This is a genomic window from Azospirillum picis (assembly GCF_017876115.1).
GTDB lineage: Bacteria > Pseudomonadota > Alphaproteobacteria > Azospirillales > Azospirillaceae > Azospirillum > Azospirillum picis.
Genome location: NZ_JAGINO010000017.1, coordinates 46,434 through 63,227 on the forward strand (window position 1 = coordinate 46,434; position 16,794 = coordinate 63,227).

A 16,794-nucleotide genomic window follows, 5' to 3' on the forward strand; every position below is an offset into this window, starting at 1 on the left:
GGCCCCTCAGCCCAGCAGCCCGTGCAGGAACCAGCGCGGGGTCTCGTCCGGCCGGTACAGGCCGGCGCGGAACAGCCAGAAGCGGCGGCCGTCGCCGTCCTCGATCCGGTAATAGTCGCGGGTGGCCCATCCCAGCGAGCCTTCCGGACGCCACCATTCGCATTCGACCCGCTCCGGTCCCTCGGCACGGAGGACCCGGTGGCGCACGCCGCGCCACAGGAACTGCAACGGCGGGTCGTCGGGCACCGGCGCGGTGGCGTCGACCGGTTCCGGCGGCGTCAGCAGCCGCAGCGGGCGCAGCCGGTCGGCGGGCCAGGCGGGTGGGACCGCCGGGCCGGACAGGCGGTCGAGCGGCCGTGCCGGCGCGACGCTGCGTTCCGGCAGCCAGCTTTCCCGCGGCACCAGCCGCAGCACCGCCCGCTCCCCCAGCCGCAGGACGAGCCGGTCCACCAGCTCGGCCAGGCCGTCGTCGGGATCCTCGCCGTCGATGCCGGTCTGCACCGGCGCCAGCGGCGCCGTCTCGGTGGCGGAGAGGGTCAGCGTTTCCAGTCCCGGCCCCGGCTCGATCCGCTCCAGCAGCGGGGCGAACAGCCGCGCCAGCATCGCAGGGTCGCGGGCCGGACGGCTGGTGCCGAGCGCCAGGCTCTGCGGCTCGTCCTCCAGCCGCTGGTCGGTGCGGTGCGCCTCCAGCCGCAGCCGCCTCGCCCCGTGGCCGGCCGCCTCCAGCCCGGCGCACAGCCGCCCGAGCAGATGGCGCAGCGCCCCGGCGATCGATTCGGGCGTGGCGATGGGCTCGGCGAAGGCCAGGCGCTCGCGGTGGGCGGGAACCGGCAGGCGCGGCGAGATCGGCTCGTCCAGCCGGCCGAACGCCTGGTCGTAGCGTTGCAGCAGCCGCGTGCCGTAACGGGCGGCCAGCCCGGCGCGCGGCATGGCGTGCAGGTCGCCGACCCGCCGCAGCCCGACGGCGTGCAGCGCCTCCAGCGTCTCCGCCGGCAGCCGCAGCGCCGCCATCGGCAGGCCGTCCAGCCGCTCGTGCCGCAGATCCTCCGCGGTGCCGAAGCGCGCCAGCCCCCAGGCGGCGGCGGGAGTGGCGGCGACCGCGGCGCGGGCGGCGAAGCCGGCGGCCCGGAGACGGCCGGTCAGGTCGGCGGCGAGTTCCGGCTCGCCGCCGAACAGGTGGGCGCAGCCGGTGATGTCGATCACCACCCCGTCCGGGCCGTCCGCGGCCGTCCAGGGGCTGTAGCGCCGCGCCCAGCCGGCGATGCGGTCGAGCAGGGCGGCGTCGGCCTCCGGCGTCGCTTCCGCCGCCTCCAGCCCCGGTTCCAGCGCACGGGCGTCCGCCAGGGTCTGTCCCGGCCGGAGGCCTGCCGCCGCCGCCGGCGGGTTGACCGCCACCACCATCCGGCGCCGCCGCTCCGTCCGCAGCAGGACCAGCGGCAGCCGCCGCGTCTCCGCCGGCGCGCCGCGTTCGCGGGCGTCGGTCGCCAGGCGCGGAAGCCAGAGGGAGAGGATGCGGCGGGACATCGGGGGCGGGAGCTCGGCATGGTTCGAACAAATCAGGAACACTTTAGCGTCAGCTTGTCCGCTGCGCGAGCCCCTCCTTTGGGGGCACCTTGCCGAACCGTCCGGGAGCGCCGACATTGACTCGATGACAACGTCCCCGCCGCTCTCCATCCGACTGGCCGTTCCGCTCGCCGTTCCGCTTGCCGCGCTGCTGGTGCTGGGAGCCTGCGCGGCGCCGGACCTCCGTGACGAGACGCCCGGCCGCGCCCAGGCGTTTCCCCCCGTCCACACGCAGACGCTGATCCCCGGCGGCGAGCGGCGGATGTGGAGCGAGATCCAGGCGGAACAGTCGCGGGCCTCCTCCCCGTCCAGGGCCGCCTCACGCGACGACGGCCGGCCCGACCCTGCGGGACGGCAGGAGCAGGAGACGGGGCAGCAGCCCCGGAAGCCGCCGCCGCGCCGCCGCGGCAGTTCGTCGCCACCCCCGGATCCGGCGGTGCTGCCGCAGCCGCCGAGGCCGGTGCAGATGCCGCCCCCGCCGTCGACGCAGGGCACGACCGACGCGTTCAAGCGCGACCTGCTGCAGCCGGACGTTCAGCGCCTGCGCGAGCAGGACGCGCTCGGCCGTCTCGACCCGTTCGGCCAGCGCGACCTGATGAAGCGGGAGAACGACCTGCGCCAGTACGGCGACCCGCTGGCCCGCTGACGCCGATCTCTGGCGCCGGCCCACTGACCCTCCGCCCCGGCGCCCGCCTGCGCGCCTCGACCATGCCACCTGTCCATCAGTCCAGCCTGGGCTTCGCTTGACCGCGAGGGGCCGCTGCCGTCATACCGGCCGCGGGACCCGGACGGGTCAGGGATGGACGGGCAGGGGTGGCGCGCGCATGACGACGGTGACGGGGGCCTTCGGCAACGGGCTGACCACGCCGGTGTGGGTGCTGCAGCACCTGCTCGGTATCCTCGGCATCGGGATGTGGGCCGGACAGTCGGGCGGCACCGCGGTCTGGCAGGTGCCCGCCGCCGCCGTGACCGCGGCGCTGGCGGCCGGCATCGCCGCGCAGATGGGGCTGCGGCTGCCCTATGCCGGGCCGGGGCTGTCGGCCTCGCTGGTCCTGGTGGGGGCCCTGGTCGCGCTGGGGGTGCGGGCGCCGTCGGCGCTGGCGGTCCTGGTCGCCGCGGTCGCCGCGGTGTTCCACGGCCATGCCCACCAGGGGCCGCCGCTCTACTGGGCCGGGTTCGCCAGCGGGCTGATGCTGGTCGCCTGCGGCGGGCTCGGCTTGTCGGTGGCGGTGACGCAGGCCGAGTCGGAGCGCGCCGTCCGCCTGTGTGGCGGTGCGGTGGCAGTCGCCGGGGTTCTCGATTTCGTCGGCGTGATTTGACCGGTTGTGCCTTGAAATGAAGGGGTTGCGCGGAAATCTTGGGGGCAAGCCCTTTTCGAACCAGAAGAATGGGATGATCCGGTGCCCCGCGCAGCCGACAAAGCCTGCTCCTCCTCGCCGGATCCGCTGCCTGACCTGCCGCCGGGCTCGCCGGCGCATCCTGGCGGCCGGCCTGCGCAACCGTCCGGACTGTCGCGCCGCCGCCTGCTGGGCGGGCTGGCCGGCGGGGCGTCGCTTCTGGCTGCCGGAGCGTCGCTGGGGGGAAGCGGCCCCGCCGCGGCGCAGGAGCTGCGCTATTTCCGCATCGGCACCGGCACGACCGCCGGCACCTATTTCCCGATCGGCGGGCTGATCGCCAACGCCATCTCCAACCCGCCGGGTGCCCGCCCCTGCGAGAAGGGCGGGAGCTGTGGCATCCCCGGCCTGATCGTGGTGGCGCAGGCCAGCAACGGCTCCGTCGAGAACATCGAGATGCTGCGCGGCGGGTCGGTCGAGGCGGGATTCGCCCAGGCCGACGTCGCCTACTGGGCCTACAGCGGCACCGGCATCTTCACCGGCACGCGCCCCTTCGCCGAGCTGCGCTCGCTCGGCATGCTCTATGCCGAGGCGATCCAGGTGGTCGTCCGCTCCGACGGCTTCATCGACCGCATGGCCGACCTGAAGGGGCGCAGCATCGCGCTGGGCGAGCAGGGCTCCGGCACGCTGGTCGAGGCGCGGCTGATCCTGGACGCCTACGGCCTGTCCGAGAGCTCGATCACTCCCCTCTACCTGAAGCCGGGGGCGGCGGCCGACCGGCTGGCGAAGGGCGAGCTGGACGGCTTCTTCATGGTCGGCGGCTATCCGGTGTCGGCGGTCAGCGACGTCGCCGCGCGGGTACCGGTGCGGCTGGTGCCGCTGGACGGCGAACCGGCCGAGCGGCTGCTGCGCACCCAGCGCTTCTACATCGCCGACGAGGTCCCGGCCGGCGCCTATCCCGGCACCGCCCAGACCCCGACCCTCAGCCTGGGGGCGGAGATGCTGACCCGCGCCGACCGCGATCCCGACCTGATCTACGGCGTCGTCCGGGCGCTCTGGCACGAGAACACCCGCCGCATCCTGGCCGAGGGCCATCCCCAGGGGCGCCGCTTCGACCCCGCCCGGGCGATCGCCAACGTCTCGGTGCCGCTGCATCCGGGGGCCGAGCGCTTCTACCGCGAGGCCGGGCTGCTGGGCAGCGCCGCCAACGAGCCGACGCGCGACCCGGCCGGCCAGCCCGGTTCCGGCTCCGGCCGTGGCCCAGGCGGCGAACCGGCGGACGGGCGGCCCGACAGCCGGACCGATGCCGGGCCGGGTGAGCCGGCGGCGGCCGGCACCCCCTCCGGCGCCGACGCCGGCAAGGCGACCCGCTGAACGGCCCGCTCCCCGCCCGGTCCCCGTCCGGTCCGCCGGTCGCGCACACGACCAAAGAAGCGTTCCCTGCCTTCCCGCCGGCGGCTTATCCTGGCGGAATATTCCGGTCCGTCCCTGGTTGATACCCTCAGGCGACAGGCTGGGCGACCGGCTCTGCGGACCGGCCGGCGAGTCGGATCGCCGGATCGCCTGCCCGTGTCATCCGGCGGCCCGCCACCTGAAACCGGGACGCTGGGACCGGAGCGCTGGGACCGGAACGCTGGGACCGGAGGGGGGCGAGGAGAGGGGAGGCATGCCGACCGGCAAGGGACAACGCGTCACGATCCGGCCCGCCCGCGCCGCCGACGCGGCGCGTTGCGCCGAGATCTTCCTGCATGGGCGCCGCCATGCCTTCTCCTGGCAGCCGGCCGACCGCTTCGGGCTGGACGACTATTACGACTGCGTGCGCGAGGACGCGGTGCTGGTCGCCGAACTGGACGGGGCGGTGACCGGCTTCATATCGCTCGACCCCCAGGCCGGCGTCATCCACAACCTGTTCATCGACCCCCGCTGGCACAAGCGCGGCATCGGATCCGCCCTGCTGCGCGAGGCGCTGCTGCTGCTGCGCGGCGGCCCGCAGCCGGCCGAACTGGCCTGCGCCGCCCGCAACGCCGCCGCCCGCGCCTTCTACGAGCGCAATGGCTGGACGCCGGTGGGGCTGGCGCCGGACCATGCCGAGGCGCTGGTGCTGTACCGCCTGTCGAGCGCCGGCTGACCGGGGGTTCCGGCCCCACCGGTCCTATCCGAACGAGACCCGGCCGCTGTCTCCGGACGGGCTGTTTTCGCTTGCGGCGTTGCGGTACAGTCCCGCCGCCATGCGAACCCTGTACCATCATCCGATCCATGCCCTGTCGCGCGTCGTCCGCGTGATGCTCGCCGAGAAGGGCCTGCCCTTCGAGCCGGTGATCGAGAAGCCGTGGGAGCGGCGCACCGACTTCCTGAAGATGAACCCGGCGGCCGAGGTGCCGGTGCTGGTGGAGGAGGACGGGACGGTCGTGGCCGGCGGCCTCGCCGTGATCGAGTATCTGGAGGAGGCCTATCCCGACACCGCGCTGCTGCCGCGCGAAGTGGCGGCGCGGGCGGAGGTCCGCCGGCTCGCCGACTGGTTCCTCTGCAAGTTCGAACGCGAGGTGACCGAGAACCTGGTGGGCGAGAAGCTGGTCAAGCGGCTGTCCGGCCAGGGCCATCCCTTCGCCCCGGCGATTCGCGCCGGGCTGGCCAACATCACCTACCACCTCGACTACATCGCCTTCCTGTCCGAGCGGCGGTCCTGGCTGGCCGGATCGGCCTTCTCGCTGGCGGACATCGCCGCCGCGGTGCAGCTCTCCTGCCTCGACTACATCGACAACGTGCCGTGGGACCGCAGCCCGGAAACCAGGGACTGGTACGCCCGGATGAAGTCGCGGCCCAGCTTCCGCGCCCTGCTGGCCGACAACATCACCGGTTGTCCGCCGCCAAAACACTACGCGGACCTGGATTTCTGAAGCCGCCGCCACACCAGATCCATTAGGGCGATGGACCGGTGTCGCGTATCAGGCTTAACGTGCCTGCCGAAACGTCCCTGGGAGTTCATCCTCGATGCCTCTGAGAAGTTGTTCCTCGTCCCTGCCGGTCCTGCCGGTCCGTTCCCTGCGCCCGGCCCTGCTGGCCGGCGGTCTGCTGGCGCTGGTGGGCGCCTGGTCGCCGTCCCAGGCGGCCGTGCCCGCGGTCGACGATGCCGGCGCCCGCTCGCTCGCCGCCACGCTGAAGAGCGGTCTCGCCCGCTGGTTCCCGCCGCCGACCGAGGACAACGAGGGCGTCGGCTTCCAATGGGAGGGCGAACCGACGGTCAAGCCGTCCGGGGATCATTACGAGGTGGCGCTGCCCAGCCTGTCCGCCGAGGATGCCGAGGGCACGCTCTTCGACATCGGCACCATCCTGCTGACGGTGACGCCGAAGGACGAGGGTCTCTACGGGGTTTCGGTGACTCTGCCGAGCGCCCTCAAGGTGCAGAACCTCGACGAGAACGACGAGTACACCGACGCCGCCACCATCGGGATCGGCAAGCAGGCGATCACCGGCACCTGGTCGGGGGCGATGGAGACGATGCTGACGCTCGACGCCGCGCTCGGCGATCTGTCCGTCACCGCCGCCGACGGCAAGGGCAAGGTCGCGGTTTCCACCCTCACCATGGTCCAGGACCTGAAGCCGGAGCCCGGCTCGGCCGGCAACACGCTGTGGAGCGGCCCGGCCGCCTTCGCGCTCGGCAACCTGTCGGTGCTGGACGAGAAGAACCGGGAGATGCTGAAGATCGGCGGCATCGCCGCCGAGGGCGGTTACAACCGCATCGACCTGACCAAGATCATCGCCCTGCAGAGGCTGTCCGAGCAGGCCGCCGCCAAGGGCACCGTCCCGACCAGCGGCGAGCTGCTGCCGATGATGAAGGGCCTGTTCGGTGGCCTCACCGGCAAGATGAGCCTGACCAACCTCGCCGCCGTCAGCCCCGAGGACGGGACCAAGGTCACGCTGGGCCGCTTCGCCTTCCAGATGGGCCTCCTGGATCTCGACCAGGCGCTCTCGAATGCCAGCTTCGGCATGGAGGCGAGCGGATTCGCGATGACCCCGTCGCCGATCCCGGCCGACTTCAGCCCGCGCAAGCTGGAGATGAAGCTGTCGCTGGCCAAGGTGCCGAACGCCGCCTTGTGGAGCACCTTCACCGACCTGGCCAAGGCGGTCGAGGCCGAGGAGGAGGCGCCGCCGCCCAAGAAGGGCGCCAAGCCGAACGCCAAGGCCGCCAAGGCGCCGCCCGCCCCGCCGCCCGCCGAACTCGCCATGCAGCGGGCGATGGCGGCGATGAGCGAGGCCGGGACGGAGATGCGCCTCGACCTGCTGACGATCGACACGCCAGCCACCGCCGGCACCGCCACCGGAGCCCTGGCGGTCGCCGCCCCGGCGGCCTTCGGCGTCACCGGCGGCGCCACCGTGCTGCTGCGGGGCATCGACGCCGCGGTCAAGGCGATGCAGCCGAAGCCGGGCGCCAAGCCCGACCCGAACGCCGACCCCAACGCCCAGAGCCTGATGGCCGGCCTCGCCATGCTGCAGGCGCTTGGCCAGGCGGGCAAGGACGACAGCGGCGCCGACGTGCGCAGCTACAAGTTCGAGGTCACCGAGGCCGGCCAGTTCATGCTGAACGGCGCCGACATGACCCCGCTGCTGGGAGGCGGCGCCGAGGCCGCCCCGGTCGAGCAGCCCCCGGCCGAGCCGCCGAAGAAGACCAAGAAGTAACGGGCGGGCGGCAACCGCGGGCGGGCATGCGTACACCGCCCGCGGTTGCACGGGATAAAGCCTCTTGAACGGCGGGGGTGCTTTCACATATCTCCGCCGTCTTGACGCCATCACCCGTGAAACCCAACGAAGGTGCCCACCCATGACCGAGGAACGGCTCAGTTTTCAGGCCGAGGTCAGCCGCCTGCTCGACATCGTCGCCCACTCGCTCTACAGCGAGAAGGAAGTGTTCCTGCGCGAGCTGGTCTCCAACGCATCGGACGCCTGCGACCGCCTGCGCTACGCGGCGCTGACCCAGCCGGAACTCTCGGCCGAGGATCCGAACCTCAAGGTCCGCCTGCTGGTCGACAAGGACGCGCGGACCCTGACCGTCGCCGACAACGGCATCGGCATGAACCGCGAGGATCTGGTCGAGAATCTCGGCACCATCGCCCGGTCCGGCACCGCCGCCTTCATGAAGTCGCTGGAGGGTGCGGAGAAGGGCGACGGCAAGAAGGACGTCAACCTGATCGGCCAGTTCGGCGTCGGCTTCTATTCGGCCTTCATGGCCGCCGACAAGGTCACCGTGCTGACCCGCAAGGCCGGCGAGGCCACCGGCTGGCGCTGGGAGTCCGACGGCAAGGGCGAGTTCACGATTTCCGAGGCCGACGGCCTGTCGCGCGGCACAAGGATCGTCCTGCACCTGCGCGAGGGTGACGACGAGTATCTGGACGAGACCCGGCTCGGCGGCATTGTCCGCAAATATTCCGACCACATCGCCATTCCCATCCTGTTCGGCGAGGGCGACGAGGCCAAGGCGCTGAACAGCGCGTCGGCGCTGTGGACGCGGTCGAAGTCGGAGATCACCGCCGACCAGTACAAGGAATTCTACCACCATGTCGGCCACGCCTTCGACGAGCCGTGGCTGACCCTGCACTGGCGGGCCGAAGGGGCGCTGGAATACACCAACCTGCTGTTCGTCCCCTCGACCAAGCCCTTCGACCTGTTCGATCCCAAGCGCGCCCACCGGGTGAAGCTGTACGTCAAGCGCGTCTTCATCACCGACGCGGCGGAAGGGCTGATCCCGCCCTACCTGCGCTTCCTGCGCGGCGTGGTCGACAGCGAGGATCTGCCGCTGAACATCAGCCGCGAGATGCTGCAGCACAACCCGATGCTGGCCAAGATCAAGGCCGGCATCACGCGGCGCGTCCTGTCGGAACTGGGCAAGAAGGCCAGGGATACCGAGAACACCGCCGAATACGACAGCTTCTGGGAGAATTTCGGCGCGGTGCTGAAGGAGGGCCTCTACGAGGACTACGAGCACCGGGACGACATCCTGAAGCTGCTGCGCTTCCGCACCACCGCCGGCGAGGATCTGGTGTCGCTGGAGCAGTATGTCGGCCGCATGAAGGAAGGCCAGGACGCCATCTACACCATCAGCGGCGACGACATCGACACCCTGCTGCGCAGCCCGCAGCTCGAAGGCTTCCGGGCCAAGGGCGTCGAGGTGCTGCTGTTGACCGACCCGGTGGACGAGTTCTGGATGCCGTCGGTCGGCGTCTATGACGGCAAGCCCTTCAAGTCGGTGACCCGCGGCGGCGCCGACCTCGGCAAGATCAAGGGCGAGGAGGCCGAGAAGCCGGAGGAGAAGGCGGCGGACGGCGAGCTGACCGACCTGCTGGCGCTGCTGAAGCTGACGCTGTCCGACGCGGTGAAGGATGTCCGCAAGTCCGAACGCCTGACCGACAGCGCGGTCTGCCTGGTCGCCGACGACAACGACATGGACATGCACCTGGAGCGCCTGCTGAAGCAGCACAAGCAGCTCAACGGCGAGGTCGGCAAGCGCATCCTGGAGATCAACCCGTCCCATGCGCTGATCAAGCGGCTGGCCGAGCGCGCCACGGGGGCCGGCGCCACCGACGCGCTGGAGGATGCGGCCTGGCTGCTGCTCGATCAGGCCCGCATCGTCGAGGGCGAAAGCCTGCCGGACCCCGCCGCCTTCGCCCGCCGCCTGGCGAGCGCCATGGAGAAGGGGCTGGCCTGAGCGCCGGCAGGCGGGAATAGCCCCTCTTCGCACAGCCGGCCGCCCGCCCCTTCCGTCATGATGGCCGCCATGGCGGCGGCAGGGGACCGGCGGCCGGACGGGAGGGGAGAGGGCCGATGGCGGAAGGCGCGACCCGGGGCATGACCCAGGATACGGCCCGGGGCAGGGCGGGCGGCAGCGCCGGCCGCAAGGCAATGCTGGCCGGGCTGCCGACCGCCGTCGCCGGGCTGGTCGCGGCCCTGCTGCTGTACGAGCCGCCGGCCCCGCCCGGCGACGCCCAGGCCCGCGAGGCGATGGTCGCCCAGGTCCGCGAGGTCGCCACCCGCGCCCGCCTGGAGCATGAGATCGCCGCCGCCCTGGACGAGGGGGACCCCGACCGGGCGGAGGAATATTTCGAGGTCGCCGGGCTGGTGGCCGTGCCGGTCGATCCGGCCCTGCATGAGCGCTGGGTGGACGAAACCAGCGGCTGGAAGGCCGCGGTGCGGACGGCCAAGCGCACCGCCGACGGTTTCCTGACCGGCGAGGGCGAGGGAACGGCCGGCATCATGGGCGCCCTGGCCTCCGACCTGACGGTGGTGGGCGACGTCCGCGACCTTGGGGAGCAGGCCGCCCGCATGATCCGGGGCGAGTCGGTGGACGAGCTGGCGGTCGGGCTGTCGATGGTCGGCGTCGCCCTGACCGCCGGGACGGTGGCGACGGCCGGGACCGCGCTGCCGGCCAAGACCGGCATTTCCGTCGTCAAGCTGGCCCGCCGCACCGGCCGGCTGACCGCCGCCTTCCAGCGGCGGGTGGGGATGATGGTGGCGCGGAGCGCCGACCTGCCGGCCTTCCGGGCGGCCGTCCGCGACACGCCCTGGTACCGGCTGGACGAGCTGTCCCGCGCCGCCTACCGCCATGCCGCGGGCCTCGACGTCACCGAGCTGCGGCGCGTGTTCGCCTCGCTCGGCGACATCGGCCGGTCGCTGCCGCCGTCGCGCACGCTGGCGCTGCTGCGCCACGTCGACGATGTCGAGGATCTGCGCCATGCCGAACGCGCGACCAGGCTGCTCGGCAAGCCGGTGAGCGGCGCCCTGCGGCTGACCGGGAAGGCGCTGTTCCGCGCCTTCGGCGCAACCACTGCGATCACGATGGCGCTGGCCGGCGCGCTGCTGTCGCTGGGGGCCGGGCTGATCGGCCTGCTGTCGTTCCTGTTCGGCGCCGCCCTCTGGCTGGCCGGGCTGCTGCGGCTGCTGCGGCGGGGAGGCCGCCGTCCGGCGGCGCTCCTAAAATCCGCAGGGAACCTAGAATCCGCCGGGAGCGGCGGCGGGGTTTGACGAGCGCCCGATTCGGTGCGGCGGGAAGACGAGCGCCATGACGGTGCCCTCGTCATGGCGGCTGACGATGTCGAGGCGGCCGCCATGCAACTCGATCAGGCGCTTGGTCAGGGGCAGGCCGAGGCCGGTGCCGACATGGCCGCGGGCGAGCACGCTGTCGATCTGGCCCCAGGGTTCCAGCGCCTTGGCAAGCTCGTCGCCGTTCATGCCGATGCCGGTGTCGTGGACGGACAGCCACAGGGTGCCGTCGTCCGCCAGCCAGGCATCGAGCGTCACCACCCCGTCGGCCGGGGTGAACTTCACCGCGTTGGACAGCAGGTTCAGCAGCATCTGGCGCAGCTTGCGCTCGTCGGCGCGCAACGGCGGCAGGTCGGGCGGTACGTCGGTGACGATGCGCACGCCGTGGCGGGCGGCGCGTTCGGCCAGCAGCCTTGCGGTGGCGATCGCGACCCTGACCACGTCCACCGTCCCCTCGACCAGCTCCAGCCGGTCGGCATCGGCCTTGGAGAGGTCGAGCAGGTCGTTGATCAGCTCCATCAGGTGGCGGCCGCTTTCGGCGATGTCGCGGGCATAGTCGCGGTAGAGCGGGACGCCGTGCGGCCCCATCACCTCCTGCTCCAGCAACTCGGCGAAACCCATCATCGCGGTCAGCGGCGTGCGGATCTCGTGGCTCATGGTGGCGAGGAAGGCGGTCCGGGCCCGGATGGCCTGCTCGGCCTGCCGGCGCGCCTCATCCAACTGGCGGGCGCGCAGGTCGGCCAGTTCGGCTGACTTGGCCATCAGGCCGGTCACCGTACCGAGGCCCAGATAGCGCTCCTGCTCGACCACCAGGAAACCGGTCGCCCAGGCCGACGGCATCAGCCCGGACAGCCGGCGGCCGATCTCGGCCAACGGCGTCCTGCCCTCCACCAGCAGCGGCCGGCCGTCCATCAGCGACGAGACGGGCATCGACGGGTGCCGGACCACGGCCGGCGGCGGACCATCGGGCAGCAGGCTGCCGCGGACCAGCAGGCCGACGGCCCGCCCGTCCTCTTCCACGACCGGCAGGGCAGGCAGGTCGGGCTGGCGGACGAAGCGGGCGAGCGCCGTGGCGCACGCGTCGCTGGGGGCCAGCGGCGGCACCGGCACAGCCAGTCCGGCGGCGGTGAAGGCGGGCTCGACGGGGAGGGGATCGCTTGCAGGCGGGGGCGGGGCAGGCGGTTCGAATGGCGTCACGGCGTCTCACCCCCTCCCTCGGAATCGCTGCACCGGTCGCGGATTGCCCGGCACTCCCGACAAAACCTAGCAAGCGATTATGAGCAATTGGTTTCCACGGAGGCCTGCGGATCGCCGGATTGGCTTATCTCGGATGGGCAGGGCTGGGACGTGGGTGGGTGGGCGTGGGCGGTACCCTGACGGCCTGCAGGTGCCGGACGCTGCCAAGCCTTTGCCTGGGCATTTGAGAATGGGAACGAGACACAGTATATTGCTAGGATATTCGGAGTGCCGCAGCCGTGTGTCGGACCGTCTTCCGTCGGGGGACGGCCTGCCGCCGCGCTCCGATCATCAGGGAGACCGGCAGGGCCAAGCGCCGCCCATCGTCAAAGACAGGATCACAGGGGATGTCCATGCCCTCGCGCCTTGAAGAGCTGTGCGTGAAAAAGGGGTTGAAGATGACCGACCAGCGCCGCGTGATATCGCGCGTGCTGTCGGAGGCGACGGACCACCCCGACGTCGAGGAGGTGCATCGCCGCGCGGCCGCCATCGACCCGCGCATTTCGATCGCCACCGTCTACCGCACGATGCGGCTGTTCGAAGAGGCGCATGTCATCGACCGCCTGGATTTCGGCGACGGCCGTGCCCGGTACGAGGAGACGCGGACAGATCACCACCATCATCTGATCGATGTCGATTCCGGTGAAGTGATCGAGTTCACCAACGAAGAGATGGAGCGGCTGAAGGAAAGCATCGCCCGCGAACTGGGCTATGACCTCATCGGCCATAGGCTTGAACTGTACGGTGTTCCGCGCAAGCGCCGCAGCGACAAATCGGAGTCTTGACTGTAGAGGGACCCGCCGGCCGATGCGCACAAGAGGTGCCGGCCGCGGCGGCATTCTCCGGAATCGCCAGTTTCTCGACGGGTGGGCATCCCCCGCATCGCTTGCGGGGTGCATCGGGTGACGGACTGGATCTTGCGCGGCCTGCGGACAAAGTTAGCTGTGGAGCAACCTCCTCACTGACCGGAACCGGCCGAACCATGGACGACACCCGCGACGACCGCCTCGTAACCCGGCCTCACGGCCCGCCCGGCAGCCCGGGATCCGATCCCGTGCTCGACCGCCTGGACCGCCTGTCCGACCTGCTGATCCGCCGCCTCGACCGCCTGGAAGAGCGGATCCGCAGTCTCGAACAGGACAATGGCGAGATCATCAACCTGCTGATCGCGGTCAAGGCCGGGCTGGAGGAAGCGTCCGGCGATCTGGTCGCCCAGCTCGAGGAGGCCGAGGAGCTGACCGCCGGGCGCGCGGACCGCGACGATGGCGAGGACGACTCGGGCTTCGAGGTGCCCTGCGGCCCGGTGCTGCACTGACGGCAGGCATCCGGCATCCGGCGAAAAGCCTTGCCGGCCGGTCGGTGACGGTCGGATAAGCATATCCATGCACATCTCGCCCGCACAGCCGGCCCGCCCGGCATCCGCGACATCCGCCGACGATCTGGCCGACCGCTTGGCCGGCCGTCTGGCCGGCGGCGCGGTCGCCCTTCCCCCCGAGTCGCCGGTGGCCGGCCAGCCGCCTTCAGGCGGATCGGCCTTGGAGGCTCCGCCGTCGGACCATGCGATGCCGGGATCGGTGAGGCTCCGGACACCCGACATTCCGGGAACCGCGGGCGAGGGGGCCGTGAGCGGACCGTCCGGCGTCGCCTTCTTCGATTTCGACGGCACCCTGATCCATGGCGACAGCCTGCCGATGTTCGTCGGCGAGGTGATCGGCCGCCGCCGCGCCGCGCTGGCCCTGGCCGACGCCATCCGCTCCGGGCTGCACCGCCATATCCGCGGCCGCGGTCCCGGTTGCGACTTCCCCGGTTCGGTCAAGGCGATCTTCCTGAAGCGGACGCTGCGCGGCCTGCCGGTCGCCGATGCGCTGGCGGCGGCGGAGCGGCTGGTGCCGCGTGTCCGCTGGCACCAGCCGATGCTGGAGGTGCTGAAGGGGCACCGGCGCCAGGGCCGCCGCGTGGTGGTCGCCACCGGCGCCCTCGACCTCTACATGCCGGCGCTGCTGCGCGGCCTGGAGGTGGACGACCTGCTGGCGACCGGGATGGAGGTGGCGGACGGCATGCTCACCGGCCGGCTGAGCACGGCCAACTGCGTCCGCCGCGACAAGGCGGAACGGGTGAGCGACTGGATCGGCCGCAACGGCCCGGTCGCCGCCACCTGGGGATATGGGAACCACCCCAGCGACCTGCCGATGCTGGCGCTGATGCACAAGGGGGAAATCGTTCGTATTCGACGAAGGTCTAACCAGGGGTAGCAGCCGTTTACAACCCCGGCGCCCGTCCTCATACTCGCCTCGTCCTTAACAAGAACATGCCGCCGCCACAGCGTGGGACCCGGTCATTCGGCCCGGTCAGTCGGTCCGGGTCCATTCCCGGACGATTCGGCCGGCGACGGGACGGAGGGGAATCGTGGCGTTCAGCATTGATGCCGACATTCGGCCGCCGGGCCATGGCGGGCGCCGGGCGGTGATCGCCGACGCGGACCGGATGCAGCGGCAGGTGCTGGCCGGTCATCTGTCCGCCCGCGGCTTCCAGGTGTCGCAGACCGAACACCCGCTGGAGGCGCTGACCATCATCGGTGCCGAGGCGCCGGCCGTGGCCCTGTTGCCGCTGGGCCGGGAGGGCGACGACGGCGACCGGGCCGCCGCGCTTGCCGCGATGCTCTTTCCGCAGACGCGCATCCTGCTGACCGGCCGGGACCTGCCGAACGCTCCCTTCCCGGTGCTGCCGAACCCCGTCGACCTCTCGGCGCTCGACCGCTGGCTGGACGAGGCGACCGCCTGATCCCCCGATCTCCCGGAGAGCCGGGCGCGCCGGGCCTGCCGCTCACCCCGCGTCCGTCCCCGGCCGCGCCGGATGGCCAAGCGCGGTTTGGCCACGTGCGGCATGGCCAAGCGCGATATGGCCGAGCTTGCGGGGGTTTGCGACCTGATAGATGCGGCGGATGCGCCCGTCGGCGATGTCCAGCGCCCACACACCCTGGAAGCGGTCGCCGAGCCGGGTCAGGAACCCCGGCGCGCCGTTCACCCGGACCGCGGTGAAGCCGAAGCTCGTAGCGCGCTTGCGCTGGATGCCGAGCAGGAAGCGCGCGATGCGGTCGGCCCCATGGAGCGGGTTCACCGCCGTCAGCACCAGGCCGCCGCCGTCGCTCAGCCACTGGGCGTCGTCGGCCAGCAGGGACACGATGGCGGCGTAGTCCCGCCTGAGACTGGCCGCCGCGAAGGCGTCGGCGATCCGGCGCCCGGCCTGCAGGTCGGCCTGCGCGGCGGCGGGCTCGGACAGGCGGGCGCGGGCGCGCCGCATGACCTGGCGGCAGGCGTCCGCCGACTTGCCGAGAACCGACGCGATCTCCGCATAGTCGAGGTCCATCGCCTCGCGCAGGACGAAAACGGCACGCTGCTCCGGCCCGAGGCGCTCCAGCAGGAGAAGCATCGCCATCGGCACGGTTTCGCCGGCCTCCGCATCCCCCTCGCCGGCGTCGCCGGGCCAGCCGGTGACGTCGGGTTCGGGCAGCCACAGGCCATAGTAGCGTTCCCGCGCCGCCCGGGCCGACCGCATCCGGTCGAGCGCCAGCCGCGTCACCAGGGTGGTCAGGAAGGCCGGCGGCGAGGCGACGCTGCCGGACGCCACCGCGCTCCAGCGCAGCCAGGCGTCCTGCAGCGTGTCCTCCGCGTCGGCGACCGACCCGAGCAGGCGATAGGCCAACGCGCGCAGCCGCGGCCGTTCGCCGGCAAAGGCGGCGAGCGCGTCGCCGGCATCCGGATCGGCCGTCCGCGTCATGGCGTCTCCATCAGGCCGTTTCCATCAGGCTGCCGACGCCGCCGGGACCGTCCCGACATGCTGGGCGATGCCGACGCGGTTCCAGGCGTTGATCTGCGCCACCGCCACGGTCAGGGCGGCGACCTGCGCCTCGTCGAAGTGAAGCGTCAGCTCACGGTGGGCATCGTCGATCCGGTCCTGGCGGCTGCGGGTCAGCACCTCCGCCCAATCGAAGGCGGCCCTCTCCTCCGGCAGGAACAGGTCTGAACGCTGCCAATCGGCGAGCGCGGCGATGCGCGCCTCCGGCTCGCCGGCATGGCGGGCCTCCTTGCCGTGCAGGTCGATGCAGTAGGTGCAGCCGTTGATCTGCGACACGCGCAGATCGACCAGGTGGATCAGGCCGGCCGGCAGGCCGCTGGAGCGGATGGCCTTGGTGACCGCGTGCATCGCGGCGTAAAGGGCAGGGGCGTCCTGGGCGACGGTCAAACGGAAAGCCATGTCTTGCGTCCTCTTTCAGGGGGTCATCGCCCCCTTGACGGGGCACGCACCGCCGGTGTGACGCATGGCTGCCCTGCTTGCGCTTCACTCCCCGGCCAGCATCTCCACCGCCTCGCGCAAGATCGCGGTCTTCACGGCGAAGCGGCCGGCCGGGTCGCTGTCGCCGATCAGCCCGATCATGATGCCAAGCGCATGGGCCACCTGCCGGGCCACCTCGGGCCGGCTCCGGGTGCGTCGGGCGAGGTCGGCCAGCGCCGGCCGGTAGGGACGCCCCTCGAACCCGTCGGCGGCGATCGCCTCGAAGCGGTTGGCGAGGTCGAGAATGTCGCGGTTGTCGGTCATGCGGTCAGGGCCAACCCAGGAAACGGCTCAAAAC

General features: G+C 71.9%; 17 protein-coding genes. 12 read left to right on the top strand and 5 right to left on the bottom strand.

All coding sequences use genetic code 11. The features are described from left to right. Window positions 1-6: 6 nt before the first annotated feature. On the bottom strand, window positions 7-1,524 hold the full coding sequence (locus tag J2850_RS20745; RefSeq protein ID WP_209985657.1) for a Y-family DNA polymerase: 1,518 nt from the start codon (window positions 1,522-1,524) through the stop codon (window positions 7-9). Window positions 1,525-1,648: 124 nt separating this feature from the next. On the opposite strand from J2850_RS20745, the gene J2850_RS20750 reads away from it, so the two are divergent. The 8 genes from J2850_RS20750 to J2850_RS20785 all read left to right on the top strand — a co-directional run bounded on the left by J2850_RS20750 (window position 1,649) and on the right by J2850_RS20785 (window position 10,910). Next, window positions 1,649-2,209: a hypothetical protein gene (locus J2850_RS20750; protein ID WP_209985660.1), complete on the top strand. Its 561-nt coding sequence runs from the start codon at window positions 1,649-1,651 to the stop codon at window positions 2,207-2,209. 178 nt (window positions 2,210-2,387) lie between these two features. Beyond that, the gene (locus tag J2850_RS20755; protein WP_209985663.1) at window positions 2,388-2,882 is read left to right on the top strand and encodes a HupE/UreJ family protein; all 495 of its coding nucleotides are present in this window, start codon (window positions 2,388-2,390) and stop codon (window positions 2,880-2,882) included. 81 nt (window positions 2,883-2,963) lie between these two features. Beyond that, window positions 2,964-4,271, top strand: coding sequence for a TAXI family TRAP transporter solute-binding subunit (locus J2850_RS20760; RefSeq protein ID WP_307354501.1), 1,308 nt, complete (start codon window positions 2,964-2,966; stop codon window positions 4,269-4,271). Window positions 4,272-4,563: 292 nt separating this feature from the next. Further along, on the top strand, window positions 4,564-5,025 hold the full coding sequence (locus J2850_RS20765) for a GNAT family N-acetyltransferase (RefSeq protein WP_209985666.1): 462 nt from the start codon (window positions 4,564-4,566) through the stop codon (window positions 5,023-5,025). Window positions 5,026-5,125: 100 nt separating this feature from the next. After that, window positions 5,126-5,794 (top strand): glutathione S-transferase family protein, encoded by a 669-nt coding sequence (locus tag J2850_RS20770; RefSeq protein WP_209985669.1) that lies wholly within the window; start codon window positions 5,126-5,128, stop codon window positions 5,792-5,794. 94 nt (window positions 5,795-5,888) lie between these two features. Next, entirely contained in the window at window positions 5,889-7,574 is a 1,686-nt protein-coding gene (locus J2850_RS20775) for a hypothetical protein (RefSeq protein ID WP_209985672.1), read from the top strand. 142 nt (window positions 7,575-7,716) lie between these two features. After that, complete coding sequence (gene htpG / locus J2850_RS20780) at window positions 7,717-9,597, top strand: molecular chaperone HtpG (RefSeq protein ID WP_209985675.1); 1,881 nt, start codon at window positions 7,717-7,719, stop codon at window positions 9,595-9,597. 140 nt (window positions 9,598-9,737) lie between these two features. Further along, window positions 9,738-10,910: an RNA-binding protein gene (locus tag J2850_RS20785; RefSeq protein ID WP_209985678.1), complete on the top strand. Its 1,173-nt coding sequence runs from the start codon at window positions 9,738-9,740 to the stop codon at window positions 10,908-10,910. On the opposite strand, the gene J2850_RS31835 is transcribed toward J2850_RS20785, so the two are convergent. Next, window positions 10,878-12,125 (bottom strand): ATP-binding protein, encoded by a 1,248-nt coding sequence (locus tag J2850_RS31835; RefSeq protein WP_209985681.1) that lies wholly within the window; start codon window positions 12,123-12,125, stop codon window positions 10,878-10,880. The two genes, J2850_RS20785 and J2850_RS31835, sit on opposite strands and share 33 nt — an antisense overlap. A gap of 392 nt (window positions 12,126-12,517) precedes the next feature. Between J2850_RS31835 and J2850_RS20795 the strand changes: the two genes are divergently transcribed. The 4 genes from J2850_RS20795 to J2850_RS20810 all read left to right on the top strand — a co-directional run bounded on the left by J2850_RS20795 (window position 12,518) and on the right by J2850_RS20810 (window position 14,945). Then, complete coding sequence (locus J2850_RS20795) at window positions 12,518-12,949, top strand: Fur family transcriptional regulator (RefSeq protein WP_209986042.1); 432 nt, start codon at window positions 12,518-12,520, stop codon at window positions 12,947-12,949. A 197-nt stretch (window positions 12,950-13,146) separates the two neighbouring features. Continuing rightward, window positions 13,147-13,479, top strand: a complete 333-nt coding sequence (locus J2850_RS20800) for a hypothetical protein (RefSeq protein ID WP_209985684.1) — start codon at window positions 13,147-13,149, stop codon at window positions 13,477-13,479. A gap of 67 nt (window positions 13,480-13,546) precedes the next feature. Next, entirely contained in the window at window positions 13,547-14,416 is an 870-nt protein-coding gene (locus J2850_RS20805; protein ID WP_246513304.1) for an HAD family hydrolase, read from the top strand. A gap of 154 nt (window positions 14,417-14,570) precedes the next feature. Then, entirely contained in the window at window positions 14,571-14,945 is a 375-nt protein-coding gene (locus J2850_RS20810; protein ID WP_209985687.1) for a response regulator, read from the top strand. A gap of 42 nt (window positions 14,946-14,987) precedes the next feature. On the opposite strand, the gene sigJ is transcribed toward J2850_RS20810, so the two are convergent. The 3 genes from sigJ to J2850_RS20825 form a co-directional block, all read right to left on the bottom strand. Beyond that, entirely contained in the window at window positions 14,988-15,941 is a 954-nt protein-coding gene (gene sigJ / locus J2850_RS20815) for an RNA polymerase sigma factor SigJ (protein ID WP_209985691.1), read from the bottom strand. A 24-nt stretch (window positions 15,942-15,965) separates the two neighbouring features. Continuing rightward, window positions 15,966-16,418 carry a carboxymuconolactone decarboxylase family protein gene (locus tag J2850_RS20820; RefSeq protein WP_209985694.1) on the bottom strand — a complete coding sequence of 151 codons (453 nt, stop codon included), beginning with the start codon at window positions 16,416-16,418 and terminating at the stop codon, window positions 15,966-15,968. 84 nt (window positions 16,419-16,502) lie between these two features. Beyond that, the gene (locus tag J2850_RS20825) at window positions 16,503-16,760 is read right to left on the bottom strand and encodes a hypothetical protein (RefSeq protein ID WP_209985697.1); all 258 of its coding nucleotides are present in this window, start codon (window positions 16,758-16,760) and stop codon (window positions 16,503-16,505) included. Between the last annotated feature and the right edge of the window lie 34 nt (window positions 16,761-16,794).

Excerpts from the sequence above, each read along its gene's own strand:
- J2850_RS20745 (WP_209985657.1), bottom strand. The coding sequence starts at position 1,524 with ATGTCCCGCCGCATCCTCTCCCTCTGGCTTCCGCGCCTGGCGACCGAC.
- J2850_RS20750 (WP_209985660.1), top strand. The coding sequence starts at position 1,649 with ATGACAACGTCCCCGCCGCTCTCCATCCGACTGGCCGTTCCGCTCGCC.
- J2850_RS20755 (WP_209985663.1), top strand. The coding sequence starts at position 2,388 with ATGACGACGGTGACGGGGGCCTTCGGCAACGGGCTGACCACGCCGGTG.
- J2850_RS20765 (WP_209985666.1), top strand. The coding sequence starts at position 4,564 with ATGCCGACCGGCAAGGGACAACGCGTCACGATCCGGCCCGCCCGCGCC.
- J2850_RS20770 (WP_209985669.1), top strand. The coding sequence starts at position 5,126 with ATGCGAACCCTGTACCATCATCCGATCCATGCCCTGTCGCGCGTCGTC.
- J2850_RS20775 (WP_209985672.1), top strand. The coding sequence starts at position 5,889 with ATGCCTCTGAGAAGTTGTTCCTCGTCCCTGCCGGTCCTGCCGGTCCGT.
- htpG (WP_209985675.1), top strand. The coding sequence starts at position 7,717 with ATGACCGAGGAACGGCTCAGTTTTCAGGCCGAGGTCAGCCGCCTGCTC.
- J2850_RS20785 (WP_209985678.1), top strand. The coding sequence starts at position 9,738 with ATGACCCAGGATACGGCCCGGGGCAGGGCGGGCGGCAGCGCCGGCCGC.
- J2850_RS20795 (WP_209986042.1), top strand. The coding sequence starts at position 12,518 with ATGCCCTCGCGCCTTGAAGAGCTGTGCGTGAAAAAGGGGTTGAAGATG.
- J2850_RS20800 (WP_209985684.1), top strand. The coding sequence starts at position 13,147 with ATGGACGACACCCGCGACGACCGCCTCGTAACCCGGCCTCACGGCCCG.
- J2850_RS20805 (WP_246513304.1), top strand. The coding sequence starts at position 13,547 with ATGCACATCTCGCCCGCACAGCCGGCCCGCCCGGCATCCGCGACATCC.
- sigJ (WP_209985691.1), bottom strand. The coding sequence starts at position 15,941 with ATGACGCGGACGGCCGATCCGGATGCCGGCGACGCGCTCGCCGCCTTT.
- J2850_RS20820 (WP_209985694.1), bottom strand. The coding sequence starts at position 16,418 with ATGGCTTTCCGTTTGACCGTCGCCCAGGACGCCCCTGCCCTTTACGCC.
- J2850_RS20825 (WP_209985697.1), bottom strand. The coding sequence starts at position 16,760 with ATGACCGACAACCGCGACATTCTCGACCTCGCCAACCGCTTCGAGGCG.